General features: G+C 47.5%; 11 protein-coding genes and 1 tRNA gene. 6 read left to right on the forward strand and 6 right to left on the reverse strand.

All coding sequences use genetic code 11. The annotated features are described in order from the left end of the window. Positions 1 to 345: 345 nt before the first annotated feature. Positions 346 to 422 (reverse strand) — tRNA-Met (locus B7Y67_RS05175). A gap of 255 nt (positions 423 to 677) precedes the next feature. Between B7Y67_RS05175 and B7Y67_RS05180 the strand changes: the two genes are divergently transcribed. Genes B7Y67_RS05180 through radA form a run of 3 tightly spaced genes read left to right on the forward strand, consistent with a single transcriptional unit; the run spans position 678 to position 4,428 of the window. Next, entirely contained in the window at positions 678 to 2,519 is a 1,842-nt protein-coding gene (locus B7Y67_RS05180) for a potassium transporter Kup (protein ID WP_293597701.1), read from the forward strand. Continuing rightward, positions 2,516 to 3,025, forward strand: a complete 510-nt coding sequence (locus B7Y67_RS05185; protein WP_293597692.1) for a hypothetical protein — start codon at positions 2,516 to 2,518, stop codon at positions 3,023 to 3,025. The genes B7Y67_RS05180 and B7Y67_RS05185 overlap by 4 nt, the downstream gene beginning before the upstream one ends. A gap of 38 nt (positions 3,026 to 3,063) precedes the next feature. Next, entirely contained in the window at positions 3,064 to 4,428 is a 1,365-nt protein-coding gene (gene radA / locus B7Y67_RS05190) for a DNA repair protein RadA (RefSeq protein WP_293597693.1), read from the forward strand. Between the two features lie 12 nt (positions 4,429 to 4,440). On the opposite strand, the gene prmB is transcribed toward radA, so the two are convergent. From prmB to dapD, 3 genes are read right to left on the reverse strand one after another with little or no spacing between them, the layout of a single operon-like run. Next, on the reverse strand, positions 4,441 to 5,337 hold the full coding sequence (gene prmB / locus B7Y67_RS05195) for a 50S ribosomal protein L3 N(5)-glutamine methyltransferase (protein WP_293597694.1): 897 nt from the start codon (positions 5,335 to 5,337) through the stop codon (positions 4,441 to 4,443). 36 nt (positions 5,338 to 5,373) lie between these two features. Beyond that, positions 5,374 to 6,525, reverse strand: coding sequence for a succinyl-diaminopimelate desuccinylase (dapE, locus tag B7Y67_RS05200; protein ID WP_293597695.1), 1,152 nt, complete (start codon positions 6,523 to 6,525; stop codon positions 5,374 to 5,376). A gap of 9 nt (positions 6,526 to 6,534) precedes the next feature. Next, positions 6,535 to 7,362: a 2,3,4,5-tetrahydropyridine-2,6-dicarboxylate N-succinyltransferase gene (gene dapD, locus B7Y67_RS05205; RefSeq protein WP_215307856.1), complete on the reverse strand. Its 828-nt coding sequence runs from the start codon at positions 7,360 to 7,362 to the stop codon at positions 6,535 to 6,537. Positions 7,363 to 7,536: 174 nt separating this feature from the next. Here dapD and smc point away from each other — a divergent pair, with 174 nt between their 5' ends. From smc to ligA, 3 genes are read left to right on the forward strand one after another with little or no spacing between them, the layout of a single operon-like run. After that, complete coding sequence (smc, locus tag B7Y67_RS05210; RefSeq protein ID WP_293597696.1) at positions 7,537 to 11,058, forward strand: chromosome segregation protein SMC; 3,522 nt, start codon at positions 7,537 to 7,539, stop codon at positions 11,056 to 11,058. 18 nt (positions 11,059 to 11,076) lie between these two features. After that, positions 11,077 to 12,129, forward strand: coding sequence for a cell division protein ZipA C-terminal FtsZ-binding domain-containing protein (locus B7Y67_RS05215; RefSeq protein WP_293597697.1), 1,053 nt, complete (start codon positions 11,077 to 11,079; stop codon positions 12,127 to 12,129). Positions 12,130 to 12,138: 9 nt separating this feature from the next. Further along, the gene (gene ligA / locus B7Y67_RS05220) at positions 12,139 to 14,154 is read left to right on the forward strand and encodes an NAD-dependent DNA ligase LigA (protein WP_293597698.1); all 2,016 of its coding nucleotides are present in this window, start codon (positions 12,139 to 12,141) and stop codon (positions 14,152 to 14,154) included. A gap of 193 nt (positions 14,155 to 14,347) precedes the next feature. On the opposite strand, the gene B7Y67_RS05225 is transcribed toward ligA, so the two are convergent. Beyond that, a complete protein-coding gene (locus tag B7Y67_RS05225; protein WP_293597699.1) occupies positions 14,348 to 15,073 on the reverse strand; it encodes a FecR domain-containing protein in 726 nt (241 codons plus the stop codon). Continuing rightward, positions 15,070 to 15,879 (reverse strand): DUF6502 family protein, encoded by an 810-nt coding sequence (locus B7Y67_RS05230; RefSeq protein WP_293597700.1) that lies wholly within the window; start codon positions 15,877 to 15,879, stop codon positions 15,070 to 15,072. Before B7Y67_RS05230 ends, B7Y67_RS05225 begins: the two co-directional genes overlap by 4 nt. Positions 15,880 to 15,908: the final 29 nt, after the last annotated feature.

Here is a 15,908-nt window from a genome sequence, read left to right on the forward strand (position 1 = left end):
TCTTCCATAATTTCACGCTTACTCTTGGCGGCTTTTGTTGAGCGATTGATTCCATGCTTTTCTTCACCCACCTTAAATGCATCGGTATCAGCGAGTGCGTTGTTGGGGTCCTTAGCTAAAGATGTTGGCTTTTCAGCCCCCACTTTTCCTAAATGCTCTGGATTGGATTTATCTGTCATGACTCATTTCCTTGATTGGGCTTGCTTTGATTAAAGCATTGAGTCGGGAGCAATGAAAGTGGGGGATTTGGAGTCATAAGGCTAATTCATTGGATGCCTTTAAACTCTTACCGGATCCCAAAAAAGCAAAAAGCCCTTAAAAATTAAGGGCTTAGTACTGAATTACTGGTTGCGGGGGCAGGATTTGAACCTACGACCTTCGGGTTATGAGCCCGACGAGCTGCCAGACTGCTCCACCCCGCGTCTGAAGCTGAGATTCTACCATTTTTTAAGGGTCTCTGTCGAGATATTCCTTTAAATAGAGCTTAAATAAGCGGTTTTGAGAGCTAAATATCACTCCCGAGTCAGGCTGCATAAGGAGTAACATATTGCCGTGCAACATCACCTTAAGGTTTTGAGATGTCCATTAGCAATCCAGAATTTTCTAGCTCTACACTTTTGAATCCGGTTGAGGTTCATGGATCAGGAGGCGAGCATAAAAAAAGCCTCGGCGTAATGATGCTTGCGGCAATTGGTGTGGTGTTTGGGGATATCGGTACTAGTCCACTCTATGCGCTGAAGGAATGTTTCGATCCCCATCATGGCATCGCATATACACCCGAGGCTCTCTTTGGCGTCATCTCCATGATGATCTGGGCCCTCATTTTGGTGGTGACGGTGAAGTACGTGCTATTCGTGATGCGTGCAGATAACAAAGGGGAGGGTGGTGTTCTCTCATTAATGGCCCTGGCTCTACGTTCATTTGATAGCAAGTCAAAGAGCTACTTCTTCTTCATGATCATAGGCATGTTGGGTGCATGTATGTTGCTGGGTGAATCTGTAATTACACCGGCAATTTCTGTTTTGTCTGCGGTTGAGGGTATTGAGATTGCTGCACCTGGACTACATAAATTTATTATTCCGATTTCATTGGTGATTTTGGTCGCCTTATTTGTAATTCAAAAATTTGGCACTGCTGCTGTTGGTAAGTTGTTTGGCCCAATCACTTTGGCATGGTTTTTAACTCTTGCTGCCTTGGGCATTATTAATATTGGCGATGCACCAGAGATTATTGCTGCATTCAATCCCTGGTATGCCGTCAACTTCATCATTCAGCACCCAACTACTGCTTATATCGTGATGGGTGCCGTGGTTTTGGTTGTTACTGGTGTCGAAGCTTTGTATTTGGATATGGGGCACTTCGGACGCACTCCAGTCCGCTATGCGTGGCTTCTTGTCGTACTGCCCAGCTTATTAATTAACTACCTAGGTCAAGGCGCTCTAGTTCTATCAAACCCAGAAGCGATTAAAAACCCATTCTATTTAATGGTGCCTGATTGGGCTTTGTGGCCAACAGTTGGGTTAGCAACGGCAGCTACTGTGATTGCCTCTCAGGCTGTCATCTCTGGTGCTTATTCACTAGTGAGTCAGGCTATCTTGCTTGGTTTTATGCCGCGCATGAACATTCAACATACTTCTGATTCTGAGCAGGGTCAGATTTACATCCCGATGGTGAACTGGGCATTGCTATTTATGGTGGTGGTCACCATCATTGAATTTAGGGAATCAGTTAATCTAGCGGCGGCTTACGGTATTTCTGTAACCTCAACTATGCTGATCACTACCATTCTATTGGCCGTAGTAATGTTCCGTGAGTGGAAGATGAACATCCTTCTAGTGAGTTTCATCACGATCGCCTTCTTCGTTGTTGACCTTGCTTTTTGGACTGCAAACTTAATTAAGATCAAGGATGGCGGCTGGTACCCATTAGCCCTTGGCTTGTTGTGTTTTACCTGTCTGATCACCTGGTTCAGAGGCCGTCAGATTCTGCGTCAGCGCGCAATGGAAGAGGGTATTCAGCTGGGCAGCTTCATTGAATCCTTGCTGAAGCACCCACCACATCGGGTTGAAGGTACCGCCGTGTTCCTCACAGCCCACGTTGATTACTTGCCAGTTTCCTTCTTGCATAACCTTAAGCACAACCATGTGCTACATGAGAGAGTCTTCTTTTTGAAGGTCAGCATTTGGGACGTGCCCTATGTCAGCGATGAAGAGCGCATCACCATGAAAGATCTTGGCGGCAATATCCATGTGGTACGCGCCATTTATGGATTTAAAGAAACTCCAGATATGGGTTCCATCATCGATGTGATCGAGAAAACCTTTGGTATGAAGTTTGAGTTAATGAATACTTCATTCTTCTTATCGCGCGATACGATCGTCCCATCAGCAATTCCGGGTATGGCGATGTGGCGTGAACGCCTGTTCTGTTGGATGTACCAAAACGCGGGTCGCCAATCTGACTTCTTCAAGATTCCTGCCAATCGTTTAGTTGAGCTCGGCGCAAAGGTAGAGATTTGAGAAAGCCTGTCACCTTGCGCTCTCTGTTCTCATTGGGAGTATTCCTACTGATTTGCTCCTTCAGTAGTTTGGTGCTTGCCACTCCTGCCGAAGAAGCGCAGTTAGAACAACTCGACAAGATTGAGGGCGAGCTGGAGTTGCAACGCGATTGGGCTAAATATCGCTGGGAGAAAAGCAACTCTGAGTGCTATCAAAAGTACTGGGTGAATAGCTGTCTGAAAGATGCTCGTGCAGAGTACCGCAAAGAGATTGACCCAATTCGTGTGCAGGAAGTGGAGTTACACGAAGTCCAGCGTAAATTGCGTGCCAGCATTAAAGATCAACGTGATGCCGCTAAGATCGCCGAACGCGCTTCTGCTGAAAAAGCTGCTGAGCGCTCAGCTAATCAAAAAGAATTTGAAGAGAAGCAAAAGGCGGCAGCTGCTCGTGCAGCCGATCTGGAGCAGCGCCGCAAAGATGCACCTAAGCGTGCTCAAGAAAATAAAGCGGGCACTCAGCTCGATTAACTGATTTTTACTGCTTCACTAATTTACTGGGTAATACTTTGGCCAAGATTAAAACAATCTATATCTGTCAGTCATGTGGTGGAACCTCTGCCAAGTGGCAAGGACAGTGCCCTTCATGTCAGGCGTGGAATACGCTGGAGGAGGGCTTGCCTGAGGTGAGCTCGAATACTCGTTTTCAAGGTCTAGCTCAGTCTCTCCCACGTCAAAAGCTCTCCGCTATTAGCGCGGAAGATCTCCCGCGCTTTAGTACTGGCGTAGAAGAATTTGATCGCGTACTAGGTGGTGGATTGGTTCCTGGCGGAGTTGTTTTATTGGGTGGTGATCCCGGCATTGGTAAATCCACGTTATTGTTGCAAGCGCTTGCTGAGATGAGTGCTGCAGGTATGAATGTTCTTTACAGTAGTGGTGAAGAGTCTGCTGCGCAAATCGCTTTACGTGCAAAGCGTATTGCATTGGATGCTCCCCAATTAGAGGTGCTGGCTGAGATACAGTTGGAAAAGCTCCTATCCATCATGGATACAGTGAAACCACAGGTTTTGGTGGTTGATTCTATTCAGACTTTGTATTCAGAAGTACTGAGCTCTGCTCCGGGCTCGGTGGCGCAAGTACGAGAGTGCGCTGCACAGTTAACTCGGGCTGCTAAATCCAGCGGTATCTGCGTCTTGATGGTGGGACATGTCACTAAAGATGGCCACTTAGCTGGACCTCGTGTGCTTGAGCATATTGTGGATACCGTTCTCTACTTTGAGGGCGATACCCACTCCTCATTTAGATTGGTGCGCTCCATTAAAAACCGTTTTGGCGCCGTAAATGAATTGGGTGTATTTGCCATGACAGAAAAAGGTCTACGTGGCGTTGCTAATCCCTCAGCCATTTTCCTATCCCAGCATGCCGAGATGGTGCCTGGTGCCTGCGTGCTGGTCACACAAGAGGGTACTCGTCCGCTCCTAGTAGAGATTCAGGCTTTGGTAGATACGGCGCATATTCCTAATCCACGCCGTTTAGCCGTTGGTTTGGAGCAGGCCCGTTTAGCGATGCTCCTAGCGGTATTGCATCGTCACGCAGGTGTCGCCTGCTTTGATCAAGATGTCTTTCTAAATGCAGTAGGTGGCGTAAAGATCTCAGAGCCAGCAGCTGACTTAGCAGTATTGTTGGCAATCCAATCTTCAATTCGGAATAAAGCACTACCTAAGGAATTGATCGTATTCGGAGAGGTTGGTTTGGCTGGGGAAATTCGTCCATGCCCACGTGGCCAAGAACGTTTGAAAGAAGCAGCCAAGCTAGGCTTTACTGTTGCCATTATTCCGAAGGCCAATATGCCGAAGGCAAAGATTCCGGGATTAAGCGTGATACCAGTAGAGCGAATTGATCAAGCTATTTCTGCGGCTGCAGAACTCAGTTAGAGCAATAAAAACTTAGCGCAAGTCTTCTGCTTGAATGAGTAGAACTTGCTCGTCACCTGCAGATACTTCCATCCAAATAACAGGAATCTGCGGAAACGCTTTTTTAAAGTGCTCATACTCATTGCCGATCTCAATCAGAATGGCGCCACGCTCAGATAGATAGTCGGGGGCGCCAGCAATAATCTTGCGGATGAGATCCATGCCGTCATAGCCACCAGCCAATGCAAGAGCAGGCTCTGCATGGTATTCAGCGGGAAGGGCATTCATGGAGTTGGTATTGACGTAAGGCGGGTTACAAATGATGAGATCAAAGAGATTGTCTTCATGGGGCTCTGGAAGGGCATCCCACAGATCACCCTCAAAAAGCTCTACTTGCGAAGTGAGGCCATGGCGATCAAGATTACGTGATGCCACCGCTAATGCAGGCAAGCTAATGTCACAAGCGCTGACATGAATATCGGGGCAAGCTAAGGCTAGCAAAATCGCTAGAGAGCCATTGCCGGTACAAAGGTCTAGAGCTTTGCCATCCGCTGGTAGCCAAGGCTCCAGTGAGCCATCAACGATTAACTCGGCAATCCAGGAGCGGGGAACAATACTTTGTTCGCTGGAGAAGAATGGCACACCCATTAACCAAGCTTCACCCAAAATATAGGCTAAGGGCTTGCGTGTGGAGATGCGGGTTTCTGTAACCTCAAACGCTTTGGCGATTTGTTTGTCACTGATGACTTGCTCTAAGTGATTTAGTGCATCAGTAGGGCTGAGATCTAGCTGTTTGCTGGCAATCCACAGCGCTTCGCTTTGGGCATCAATCGCACCATGACCATAGTGCAAATCCGCAGCTTCTAGTCGTTGCGCAATTTGATTAATACATTGATCAAGCGTCAGAGATTGCTGGGGCGCAGGGTCCATTAGGATTTTTTATAAGAAGTGTTTGACTAAACAGTCTTAAGCAACGAGGTGCTCGAGGGTCTTACGAAAGATATTTTTGAGTGGCACAACATCATCCACAATCACGCACTCATCAATTTTGTGACTTGTTGCGTTGAGTGGGCCGAACTCCACAACCTCTTTGCAGATCTTGGCAATAAAGCGACCGTCACTTGTGCCACCAGTGGTGGAGAGTTCTGTATCAATTTTGGTTTCAGCTTTAATGGCTTTGCGTAGAGCGCCAGCAAGGGCGCCATCACCAGTAATAAATGGACTGCCACCCAAGACCCAGTCAATCTCAAAGTCGAGACCAGCAGCAGTGAGAATTCCTTCTAGGCGGCTACGCAATTCTTCTGGCTTGCTCTCAGTAGAGAAGCGGAAGTTGAAATCAATTGCCAGTTCACCAGGAATGACATTATTCGCACCAGTGCCTGCATGAATGTTGGAAATCTGGAAGCTGGTGGGTTGGAAATACTGGTTACCTTTATCCCACTCAGTCTCAACTAGCGCTTGAATTGCTGGTGCTGAAATATGAATCGGGTTCTTGCCGAGGTGGGGGTAGGCGATATGTGCCTGTATGCCCTTAACTCGAAGCTTGCCTGAGAGTGATCCTCGGCGACCGTTCTTAATCATGTCACCCAATTGGTCGACTGAAGTTGGCTCGCCGATGACGCAATAATCTAAACGCTGCCCCTGCTTTTGCAAGCGCTCACACATGATGACAGTGCCATCGTTGGCTGGACCTTCTTCATCACTGGTGATCAAAAAGGCAATGGAGCCTTTGTGATTGGGATGGGTGATGACGAATTCTTCTGTTGCAACAACAAATGCTGCAAGCGAGGTTTTCATATCCGCAGCGCCACGACCGTAGAGCATGCCATCTCGAATAGTTGGAGTGAATGGATCATTGGTCCATTTTTCTAGTGGGCCAGTTGGCACAACGTCAGTGTGACCAGCAAACATCAAGACTTCACCTTGATCTCCGGCACTACCTTTTTTGATTGCCCACAGATTGGTGACCTGAAAACTCTCCGGGCCACTAATCACGCTCTCAGTATGAAAACCAATTGCCTGAAGGCGCTTGGCGATGAGCTCCTGACAGCCCCCGTCCGCTGGGGTTACCGAGCGGCAGGAGATGAGGGCTTCAGTTAACTCAAGGGTAGAGCTCATAGCTTTGGCTTAATCGCGCAAGAGTTCGTTAATTGCAGTCTTTGCTCTAGTTTGAGCATCAACCTTCTTTACGATGATCGCAGCGTACAGGCTATATTTACCGCAGGCAGAAGGCAGGGAGCCTGGCACTACAACAGAACCTGCTGGTACGCGACCGTAATGAATCTCACCGGTTTCGCGGTCATAAATCTTGGTGCTTTGACCAATGTATACGCCCATCGAGAGAACGGCATTTTCTTCAATAACCACGCCTTCAACGACCTCAGAACGGGCGCCAATAAAGCAGTTATCTTCAATAATCACTGGGCCAGCTTGGATTGGCTCTAAAACACCGCCAATGCCAACGCCACCAGAAAGATGAACGTTTTTACCGATTTGGGCACATGAACCTACCGTTGCCCAGGTGTCAACCATAGTGCCTTCACCAACATAGGCGCCAATATTGACATAGGAAGGCATTAAAACAGCGTTTTTGCCAATAAATGAGCCACGACGAGCCATTGCAGGGGGAACTACGCGGAAACCGCCATTGGCGAAGTCTTCGGCGGTGTAGTTCTCGAACTTGCTAGGTACCTTGTCGTAGAACTGTGTATAGCCACCAGCACCCATTGGCTTGTTGTCTTCTAGGCGGAAAGATAGCAAAACTGCCTTTTTAACCCACTGGTTCACTTCCCATTTGCCAACGCTACGGCGCTCAGCCACGCGAATACTGCCTGTATTGAGGCCCTCAAGTACGGCGTTCACGGCGTTACGGATTTCCCCAGAAACGGCCTCAGGAGACAGGTTTGCGCGGTTTTCCCAGGCTTGGTCGATGATGCTTTGTGGTGATTTGCTCATGCTTTTCAGTTAACTATCAGATTGTTAAGGGGTTTTGCCCCGGGATGTAGATTAATCATTATATCGGTGGGGCAAAAACCCGTGCGAGGAGCCCCAAGCTTGCTATCATCTTCCCACTTTAATAATAATTTTTACCCCCTTATTTAAACCCCTTTTTTCCCTGCAAAGTACGCCGTGCAACTGAAATCCATCAAACTTTCCGGCTTTAAGTCCTTCGTCGACCCAACCCATTTCGAAATGCCAGGTCAATTGATCGGTGTTGTGGGTCCTAACGGTTGCGGAAAGTCGAACATTATTGACGCTGTACGCTGGGTTTTGGGTGAGTCTCGCGCTAGTGAATTACGTGGCGAATCCATGCAGGACGTTATTTTTAATGGTTCTGGTTTGCGTAAACCATCTGGCCGTGCCAGCGTGGAACTCATTTTTGATAATTCAGAGGGGCGCGCTCAGAGTCAGTGGAGTGCTTTTACAGAATTAGGTATTAAACGCGTTTTGACACGTGACGGTAACTCTAGTTATTACGTTAATAACCAAGTGGTGCGCCGTAAAGACATTCAAGATATTTTCTTGGGTACCGGTATGGGCCCAAGAGGTTACGCCATTATTGGACAGGGCACGATCAACCGTATCTTGGAAGCAAAGCCAGAAGAGTTGCGTGTTTTCTTGGAAGAAGCGGCAGGTGTTTCTAAATATAAAGAGCGTCGTAAAGAAACCGCTTCCCGTCTTGAAGATACAAAAGAAAACTTAGTGCGCGTTGAAGATATTTTGCGTGAGCTTGATCAACAGCTTACCCGCTTAGAGAAGCAGGCAACCGTTGCTGAGCGTCATGCTGAACTGTCTACTGAGATGAAGTCGCAGCAACAGTTACTCTGGTTTGTACGTCAGACTGAGGCTGGCAAAGAGCAAGAGCGTCATGCCAATGGCATTCGTGATACTCAAGTAAGCCTGGAAGAGCAGACCGCAAAAATGCGTCACGCCGAAACTGAACTTGAAACTATGCGTACTGAACAGTACGCTCTGCAAGATAAGGTATCTCAGGCTCAGGGTGATTTGTACCAAACCAATGCTGATGTTAGTCAAGTAGAGTCACAGATTCGTTATGTGCAAGAAGCGCGTCAACGTCTGCAACAACAATCTCAAGATTTACTAGCTCAACTTCAACGTTGGACTGTTCAAGAAACGGATGCTGCGCAAGCACAACGTACCGCAGAACAAGAGCTCAGCTTAGCCGCAGAAAAAGAGCAAACATTAATCGCTGATTTATCTGGCTTGCAAGAGCAAATGCCGGCTCGCGAAGAAGCTTATCAAGTTCACGCACGCGAACTTAACGATGCTCGTGAAAACTTGGCAACGATTGATCAGCGCTTAGCTAGTTTGGGTGAGCGCGTTAAAGCTATCACCACCCAGGTTGAAGAACTCAAGGGGCGCGATACCCGTCTTGAGGCAGAGCTTACTGGTATGCGTAGACCCGATGCCGAAGCATTGCAAATGGCAATTGATCGTCATGCGATGGCACAGCGCAAAGTGGATGAAGCGAGACAGAAAGCAGGCGAGGCGCAGCAACGTGTCCCGGCTGCCGATGAAGCTCGTAACACTGCACAGCAACAAATTCAGTCAGCTAATCAAGAATTAGCTCAAACCGAAGCAAAGCTCACTGCATTAACTGCATTGCAAGCGAGTGTTCAGGCGCAAGGCAAGATTGGTCCATGGCTTGAGAGTAAAGGTTTAAAAGAGAGCAAACGTTTATGGCAAGAGCTCAAAGTGGAGAGTGGCTGGGAAGCGGCATTAGAGTCTGTATTGCGCGAGCGCTTAGCCGCCGTTACAGCGAAAAGCGTTCAAGAAACCTTAGCTTTAGCAAATGATGCCCCTCCAAGTCGTCTAGCAATTTTGTTAACAGAAGATATTTCTCCTGCGCACACTACTGTGCCGGCGGATTTCACACCACTGTTGACCCGCGTTCAGAGTGCGGGTGCGCCGCGTGTTGCTGCTGTATTGCAAGAGTGGTTGGATAACATCTACATAGCCAACAGTTTGGAGGATGCATTGCATCGCCGCGAGAAGTTACCTGCCGGCGGTGCTTTCGTTACCCAACAAGGTCACTTAGTCAGTCGTGTGGGTGTGCAATTATACGCAGCCGACTCAGAGCAGGCTGGCATGTTGGCACGCGCTCAAGAGATGGAAGGTCTCGAGAAGCAATTGCGTGCACAGAAGTTAATTCAGAGTGAGTTGCAGGGCGAGTTAGATCAATGCGCTGCCAACTATCAGGCTGCCCACCAAGCTGCTGAGCAAACCCGCATTGCTGCAGAGCAAGCCGTACAAGAAGTGCATGGCTTTGAAGTGGAAAGAATGCAATTAACTCAAGCTGAAGAAAAGTACAGCCAACGTGCCGAACAAATTCAGGGGGAGTTAAGTGAGTTGCGCCAGCAAATGGAGCAATTGACTCAAACTCAAGAGCAATCAGCCGAAGAGTTTGCCCAGTCAGAAGAGTCTAAGCAAGGCTTGCAAGAGAATCTTACGATCGCTCAAGAAAAACTCGAATTAGCCACTCAAGAGCGCGATCGTCTCCGTGAAGCCTTGCGCTCATCAGAGATGTCAGCTCAAGAAGCAGCATTCGCAACCCGTTCTTTACAGCAACGCATTGCTGACTTGCAGCGCGATCAAAGTACTGCGCGTGTGCAGATCATGGAGATTCAGGATAAGCAGGCTACTTCTGAGCAAGAGCTTGAAACTCTCAGCGATGAAGAAGCGCAAGATAAGTTGCAAGGACTCTTGCTAGCCCGCAGTGCTCGCGAGGCAGCACTGGCTAATGCCCGTACTGAACAGGATGCTTTATTGCATCAATTGCGTGAAGCGGATGAAGTGCGCTTGCAGATTGAGCGCAGTCTTCAGCCAATGCGTGACAAGGTGGTGGATTTGCAGTTGCGTGAGCAGGCTGCCCGTTTGAACTTTGAGCAATTTGCAACTTTACTGTCAGACGCCGAAGCAGATTTAACTGCATTGGAAGCAAGCTTTAGTCCTGACCTTAAGGTAGGCGCTTTGCAAACCGAAGTAAATCGTCTCAACTCAGAAATTCAATCTTTGGGCCCAGTCAATATGGCCGCCTTAGATGAGCTCTCTAGCTCACGCGAGCGTAAGCAGTTCTTGGATGCGCAATCTGCTGACTTGAATGAAGCGATGCAGACTTTGACAGATGCGATTGCAAAGATCGATGCGGAAACTCGTGACCTCTTGCAGGGCACCTTTGATCAGGTTAATACCCATTTCGGCAAACTGTTCCCAGAGTTGTTTGGTGGTGGTCATGCAGAGTTGGTCATGACTGGTGAGGAGATTCTGGATGCCGGTGTGCAGGTGATGGCCCAGCCTCCAGGCAAGAAGAATAGCTCTATTTACCTCCTCTCTGGTGGCGAGAAGGCTTTGACTGCGATTGCTTTGGTCTTCTCCTTGTTCCTGCTCAATCCTGCACCGTTCTGCTTGCTCGATGAGGTTGATGCACCTTTGGATGATGCGAATACCTTGCGTTATGCGCAGATGGTTGCCAAAATGTCTAACAAGACACAATTTGTGTTCATCTCACATAACAAGATCACCATGGAAATCGCTCATCAGTTGATTGGTGTGACCATGCAAGAGCAGGGTGTATCTCGTATTGTGGCGGTGGATATTTCTTCTGCAGTATCTATGGTGGAGGCAGCTTAAGTGGATCTAGAGCAATTCATGACAATGCTAGGTTTGTCTGACTTGCAGTTTGCTTTGGCTGTTATTGGCCTGCTGATTCTTATCTCGGTAGCCGTACTGAATCTCAAATACGCTCGTGCTCGCCGTAAGGCAAAAGCTGCTAGCGAATATTCTGCCGAGAAGGGCTTCTCAAGAGAGCCTTCTTTTGGCCAAGGATTTGCCGAGACAGAAGAGCGTGCTGAGCCTACATTTGGTGATGTTAATTTCTCAACCCCCGCGATTCCAGAGAGCTTCTCAATTGACCCTCGCATTGATTGCGTTATTACTCTGCGTTTTGATGAGGGTATTAGTGGCGCTGAAATCTTAGAAGAAATCAATGCTTGGAATGACATTCCCGCAACTTCCACAGCCCGTTGGATGTGCGAGGGTCTAAACGCAGATGTTGATGCTGCTGAAGACTGGGAAGCTCTGCGCCCAGAAGCGTCTTATTCTGAGTTGCAGTTAGCAATTCAACTGGCGAGCCGCCGCGGCCCAATTGGCGTCTTAGAGTTATCTGATTTTTGCTCCCGTGCGCAAGCACTTGCAGAAACCCTGGGCTCCCAAATTGATATGCCAAGCGTGAATGCCATGCTCGAGAGCGCCAAAGAGCTCGATGTTATGGCGGCCGAAAGTGATATTCAATTAAGCATCAATGTTCTATTCGATGAGGCGAACCCTGGCGCCAACTTTGATGCCTTGATGCGCAAACGCGGTTTTAGACTTTCTCGCAATGGCCGTGCCTATGAGTTTTATAGCAATGGCACACTCATCTTTACCAGCGCAGAAATCGATCCCAATGCGCCTGTTAAGCAAGTAACCCTATTACTTGAAGTTCCTTTGGTATCACATGATGAACGTGCTTTCGAGCGCATGCTCGGTGAGGGCATTGAAATTTCTCAAGCTGCCCATGGTCGCTTGGTTGACGACAACGGTATTAATTTGACTGAAGCTGCGGTGATTAGTATTCGTCAGCACCTCGATGTCTTGTATGCCAATATTGAGAAGGGTGGCGTTCCGGCTGGCTCTTCTACTGCTAGCAGACTCTTTAGTTAAGGAACTCCTTTGTCGTCCTCTAGTCCGACAAATTTAGCGGATCGCTACGCATTCTTACAGGCTGAGTTAGCGTGCTTGGAGCATGCTTACTATGTCCTAGACAACCCCATAGTTCCTGATAGTGAGTACGACCGCCTATATCGAGAGCTAATTGAGATAGAGGCAAATCATCCTGAATGGATTACAGCTAACTCACTCTCGCAAAGAGTGGGTGGTGCCGCTCTCAAAGAATTTGATTCGGTTGCACATGCAGTGCCAATGCTTTCTTTAAACAATGCCTTTGAAGATGTCGAGCTAATAGCTTTTGACCGCCGCTGCCGTGAAGGTTTGCACGTCGACCAAGTGGATTACGCGGGCGAACTCAAATTTGATGGCCTAGCAATCTCACTGCGCTATGAGCATGGCTCATTAGTCAGAGCAGCCACTCGTGGCGATGGTGCTAGCGGTGAAGACGTTACAGCCAATATCAAAACCATTAGAGCTATTCCACTAAAGCTGACAGGTGAGAATATTCCAGCAGTATTGGAAGTACGTGGTGAAGTCTTTATGTATCTCAAAGACTTCCAGAAAATGAATCAGCAAGCCGCAGCCCAGGGTGAGAAAGAATTCGCCAACCCTCGTAATGCAGCTGCAGGTAGTTTGCGTCAACTCGATTCCAGGATCACCGCTAAAAGACCATTGTCATTCTTTGCTTATGGCTTGGGAGCACTAGAGCCGAACTCTTGGCTGCCCAAAACCCATGAAGAGCTTCTCAATGCATACGTAAAGCTGGGCTTGCCGGTTTGCACAGAGCGCCGTGTACTCAAATCCGTAGAAGAGATTTTGGCCTTTTATAACGAGGTTGGCGCCAAACGTGATGAACTTCCTTATGACATCGATGGCGTGGTCTATAAAGTTAATTCCTTTGCAGAGCAAGCCAAGCTGGGTTTTGTATCGAGGGCTCCACGCTTTGCTTTAGCCCATAAGTTCCCAGCGCAAGAAGCCTTAACTACCGTTCTCGGAATTGATGTACAAGTGGGACGCACTGGCGCCATCACTCCAGTCGCAAGACTTGCCCCGGTAGAAGTAGGTGGCGTCACCGTCACCAATGCCACCCTCCACAATGAAGACGAAGTGAAGCGTAAGGATGTACGCATTGGCGATACCGTTTCCGTCAGAAGAGCGGGGGATGTTATTCCCGAAGTGGTCTCTGTGCTCAAAGAGCGTCGCCCAGAAAACGCAACAGAATTTGTAATGCCAACAAATTGCCCTGTATGTGATTCACATATTGAGCGCTTGACTGATGAAGCGGTTGCACGTTGTAGCGGGGGCTTATTCTGCGGAGCACAGCGCAAGCAGGCATTAATTCATTTTGCCCACAGAAGAGCGTTGGATATTGAAGGTCTAGGCGAGAAGATCGTTGATCAATTAGTCGATCACAAGCTAGTCAGAACACCAGCTGATCTCTATCGCCTTGGCTTTACAGCTATTGCGAACCTGGAGCGCATGGGCGATAAGTCTGCAGATAACCTCATACAGGCAATCAATCAATCGAGAAACACCACGCTAGCGAGATTCATATTTGCATTGGGTATTCGTCATGTGGGCGAGACCACTGCTAAAGACTTGGCTAATCACTATCAATCCATGCACGCCTTAATGGATGCAAGCCTCGAAGACTTATTAACTGTAAAAGACATTGGCCCTGTAGTGGCAGACTCAATAACGAGCTTTATGGAAGAGGCCCACAACCGTGAAGTGATTGAGCAACTCTTAGCTTCAGGTATGCAGCTATATGTTGAGGAAAAAGTCATCAGCGCCGCCGTAGCGGGAAAAACCTTTGTACTTACAGGCACATTCCCGACCATGACAAGAGATGAAGCAAAAGACTTGCTCGAAAAAGCTGGTGCCAAAGTTGCCGGATCAGTCTCCAAGAAAACCGACTACGTGGTTGCAGGATCGGATGCTGGAAGTAAGTTGACTAAGGCAGAAGAGTTAGGCGTTCCGGTGATTGATGAGTCGGCTATGCTGGAGTTGTTGGCCTAGATCTCCGCCAATACGAGACCGTCTCTAGTTGCCTTCCTACCCCTTTCGCCAAGCCAATAGGTATTGCAAGGGTTTTTAGAGATACAACGCCTTTGTTACCAAAAACTTAGCGGGTTTGCTTGAGATGAGTCCCGTTGGATGATTGGCGACTCTGCAAACGTGCGGTTTCAATAGAAAAATCAGTATGTAGTATTCAAGGTTGGTATTGGGGTATTCGCGCTCCCAGTTGCCCGGTATCTTTTCTGACTTCAATAATTGGATTTTCTGGATTTTCATTTGAAAAGCCGATATAGCCCATTGGGATTACAACCTTTTTATTCCCAAGAGAAATCCAAGAGGCCCCCACATATGACCTCACATACGTTACATATTTAACATCTGTTGTTGGCTTAAGGATAATTTCAGCATCTGGTCCAGATAGTTCAATGGCTGAATTTCCTGTCACGATATTCAAAGTCTTGGAGCCAGCTTCAAAATCCTTTATTTGAACTCTGATTTTTCCTTTGCTTAGACGAATTGATGTATTTTCCAATTTTGCTACCTCTGTTTGGGCTGGTGCAATCACTAAATCGCTGTTACTTGGGATATATAGTTTGGCCCCTCCGATTAGATCAACCGTTAAAAATTCATCTTTCTCGGTTTTAATTTCAAAACCTTCACAAATTAACTGCTGCGGCTTAAATTTAATAGCCGAACCCTGAGCTGTTGCAATGGATCCTATGCTGTTTTTCTTATCGCAAGGCACAGTTGCTATATTCGTCATATTGACTAATAAATCAATATTGGTTTCAGTGTTACCTGTGCCGCCAATTCCCCCACCGGTGCCAGTATTTTTCTCATTGCCATAACTTTTGCTGGCAATACCAAGACCTAGTAAAGTTGTTAGGAGGGCGATCACTAAAAGTTTGGTTAATATCATTTCGTATCTTTCTTGGTGGCTTGCTTGCTCTTGTATGAGAACACACCAAAATTAGTGTCCCAGTTGCCGTGATTGTTTGAGTCCTTAATCAGATCTTGTGCCTTCTCATTAATTTTTAGCAGGGCACCCATGCCAATTTCCTTTGAGTAATTCTCTAGCTCTTGCGCTGCAGATTCGGAAAGCCCGAAATAGTGTGCGCATCGCTCTAGCTGCTTATCTGCTGTATCCGAAAGGTTATTGACTGCAACTTCCAGATGATCATGAATATTCATGCCTAAATATTTGGCTGCATCGTCGGCTGGTTGATTGGCGATGATGTTTTCCAAGCTGGGCTCTATTAGTCCGAGCGTATTTACAACCACCATTTTTCTTGAGAGCATTTCATCAAGTACCGCCTTTGGTCTTACGTCTTTACTAATTGAGTTGATGAGTTCCTCAAAGCCGTCTTGTGAGTTGCTAGATTTTTTGCTTAGAGGGCGAGGGCCTCCGTCTAAATTTTGAAATCTCGGATCACCAAGCCATTTTGCAAAAGCCTGCGATGTTATTGGTGCGCTTGATGGTGTACCTGGCGTTGAATCTTCGCCTTCTTTAATTCTGCGGACATCTTTCCTATGCACACCAGTAATTAAGTGAATTCGAGTGTCTGTAATTTGCTCGTTTGATTGGTTCAACTTTTCAGTGGCGGTCTTGACAAGGGCTACTTTGAGAATTTCGCTAGCCTCTCCATAGGTAATTTCAGCCCTTATTAATAGCTTAGCTAGCGGCTGGAAGATCTTTTCCACCGCTTCTTTTGGTTTGTTTCCCACTTAAATCCCTTTAGTTTTTAAAAATATAT

It is taken from the genome of Polynucleobacter sp. 35-46-11, from assembly GCF_002281105.1.

Excerpts from the sequence above, each read along its gene's own strand:
- B7Y67_RS05180 (WP_293597701.1), top strand. The coding sequence starts at position 678 with ATGCTTGCGGCAATTGGTGTGGTGTTTGGGGATATCGGTACTAGTCCA.
- prmB (WP_293597694.1), bottom strand. The coding sequence starts at position 5,337 with ATGGACCCTGCGCCCCAGCAATCTCTGACGCTTGATCAATGTATTAAT.
- dapE (WP_293597695.1), bottom strand. The coding sequence starts at position 6,525 with ATGAGCTCTACCCTTGAGTTAACTGAAGCCCTCATCTCCTGCCGCTCG.
- dapD (WP_215307856.1), bottom strand. The coding sequence starts at position 7,362 with ATGAGCAAATCACCACAAAGCATCATCGACCAAGCCTGGGAAAACCGC.
- B7Y67_RS05215 (WP_293597697.1), top strand. The coding sequence starts at position 11,077 with ATGACAATGCTAGGTTTGTCTGACTTGCAGTTTGCTTTGGCTGTTATT.
- B7Y67_RS05225 (WP_293597699.1), bottom strand. The coding sequence starts at position 15,073 with ATGATATTAACCAAACTTTTAGTGATCGCCCTCCTAACAACTTTACTA.